A 2,364-nucleotide genomic window follows, 5' to 3' on the forward strand; every position below is an offset into this window, starting at 1 on the left:
ACCCGCCCGGCGACGCCGACGTGCTCGCCGGTTGCGGTGTCGACCGGCAGATCGGGGTGTTGGGCCCGGACCTCGGCCAGGGTGTGGGTTCGCGGCACAGCGACCGGATACGGATCCTCGCCCCGGGCCAGCAACCGCGCCCGCTTGTCCCGGCGGATCTGGAACTGCTCGGGAAGGTCGCCGGAGTCCCCGTCCGGATCGGGACCGGGGGGATGCGGTGGGTCGGCGCGGCTCACGACGTGCCAGCTTAATCAACCGGCGCAGCTCAGCGCGCGGGGTGCAGCTTGCCGCGCTGGGGGTCACGATTGCGGTCGAACACCAGCCGCAGACCGTCGAGCGTCAGATCCGGATCGTAGCGATCCACCGACTCCAGGTCGGGCAGCAGCAACGGCGCGGTGTGCCCGGTCGCCACCACCGTCACGGCTCCGTCGACGGATTCTTCGTCGCGGACCCGGCGGACCAGGCCGTCGACCAGCCCGGCGAAGCCGAAGACCGCGCCGGCCTGCATGCACTCGACGGTGCTCTTGCCGATCACCGAACGGGGCCGGGTCAGCTCCACCCGGCGCAGCGCCGCCGAGCGCGCCGCGGCGGCGTCGGAGGACACCTGGATGCCGGGCGCGATCGCACCGCCGAGGAACTCGCCCTTGGCCGACACCACGTCCACGCAGATCGAGGAGCCGAAATCGATGACGATCGCTGCGCCCTGGTACTTCTGGTACGCCGCCAGGCAGTTGACGATCCGGTCGGCGCCGACTTCCTTCGGATTGTCGACCAGCAGCGGGATTCCGGTACGCACACCCGGCTCGATCAACACCGACGGCACCGACGGCCAGTACTGACCCAGCATCGCCCGCAGCTCGTGCAGCACCGACGGGACGGTGGACAGGCCCGCCGCGCCGGTGATCCGCTCACCGTCGTCACCGATCAGGCCGTCCAGGGTGAGGGCCAACTCGTCCGCGGTGACTTCCGGCTCGGTCCGGATCCGCCACTGCTGCACCACATTCGCGCGCGCACCGGAGCCGGCCAGCAGGCCGACGACGGTGTGGGTGTTACGGACGTCGATCGCCAGCAGCATCGCTAGCCCGCACTTCGCGGGGAGACCAGGTCGGCGACGTCGTCCGGAACGAACGCCGGGTCGTCACCCAGGTCGACCTGCCGGTTTCCGGAGTCCACGAACACGATGCGGGGACGGTAGCTGCGCGCTTCGTCGTCGGAGATCGACGCATAGCCGATCAGGATGACCAGGTCGCCTGGATGCACGAGATGAGCTGCCGCACCGTTGATTCCGATGATCCCACTGCCGCGTTCCCCGGTGATCGCGTAGGTGACCAGCCGGGCGCCGTTGTCGATGTCGACGATGGTGACCTGTTCGCCCTCGAGCAGGTCGGCGGCGTCCATCAGATCGGCGTCGATGGTCACCGAACCGACGTAGTGCAGGTCGGCCTGGGTGACGGTGGCGCGGTGGATCTTCGATTTCAGCATCGTCCGATACATCAATTCGCTCCGATCTCGATAGCGGTGTTGTCGAGGAGTCTGGTGCCGCCGACCCGGGCCGCGACCAGCAACCGGGCCGGGCCGTGGGCGGGCGCGGGACCGAGGGTTGGATCCCGGACCTGCAGGTAGTCGACGTCGATCGCGGCTGCCGCGCCGAGTACGGCGTTCGCTGCGGCGAGCACCGCGTCCACCCCGCCGGCCGCGGCGTGGGCGCCGGCCAGCAGCGCCGCCGACAGCGTCGTCACCGACTCCCGCTGGGCGGGGTCCAGGTACCGGTTGCGGGATGACATCGCCAGCCCGTCGGCCTCCCGCACGATCGGAACCGGCACCACCCGCACGTCGATGTTGAGGTCGGCGACCATCTGGCGGATCAGCACCAGCTGCTGATAGTCCTTCTCGCCGAGGACGATCCGGTCCGGACGGACGATCTGCAGGAGCTTGCACACCACGGTCAGCACGCCGGCGAAATGGCTCGCCCGGGCGGCGCCCTCGAGTTCGGCGCCCAACGGGCCGGGCTGCACCGACGTTCGCGGGCCGTCCGGATACATCGCGGCGACGGTCGGGGTGAAGACCGCCTCGACCCGCTCGGTGCGCAGCAGCGCCAGATCCGCGTCGAGGATGCGCGGGTAGGCGTCCAGGTCTTCTTCGGCGCCGAACTGCAGCGGGTTGACGAAGATGGACGCCACCACCACCGCACCCGGGACCCGCTTGGCCGCTCGAACCAGCGCCAGGTGTCCGTCGTGCAGCGCGCCCATGGTGGGCACCAGCATCACCCGGCGGCCGGTGTGTCGCAGCGCGCGGCATACCTCGGCGATGTCGCCGGGCTCCGAATAGCTGTTGAGTTCACCGGCGGTGAACTTCGGCGCCGTG

3 protein-coding genes and 1 pseudogene are annotated in these 2,364 nt (G+C 70.1%); all 4 read right to left on the reverse strand.

Going from position 1 to position 2,364, the window contains the following annotated elements; genetic code table 11:
- A pseudogene (locus AC2VNT_RS08530) lies at positions 1–236 on the reverse strand (lysine--tRNA ligase); the annotation flags it as partial.
- Positions 237–265: 29 nt separating this feature from the next.
- The gene (locus tag AC2VNT_RS08535) at positions 266–1,075 is read right to left on the reverse strand and encodes a type III pantothenate kinase (protein ID WP_486946442.1); all 810 of its coding nucleotides are present in this window, start codon (positions 1,073–1,075) and stop codon (positions 266–268) included.
- A gap of 2 nt (positions 1,076–1,077) precedes the next feature.
- Positions 1,078–1,494: an aspartate 1-decarboxylase gene (panD, locus tag AC2VNT_RS08540; protein ID WP_486946443.1), complete on the reverse strand. Its 417-nt coding sequence runs from the start codon at positions 1,492–1,494 to the stop codon at positions 1,078–1,080.
- Positions 1,494–2,364: pantoate--beta-alanine ligase (gene panC, locus AC2VNT_RS08545; protein ID WP_486946444.1), on the reverse strand; the 871-nt coding region annotated here is incomplete at its 5' end. The genes panC and panD, both read right to left, overlap by 1 nt.

The sequence above is a fragment of the Mycobacterium sp. TH-M15 genome, assembly GCF_057473705.1.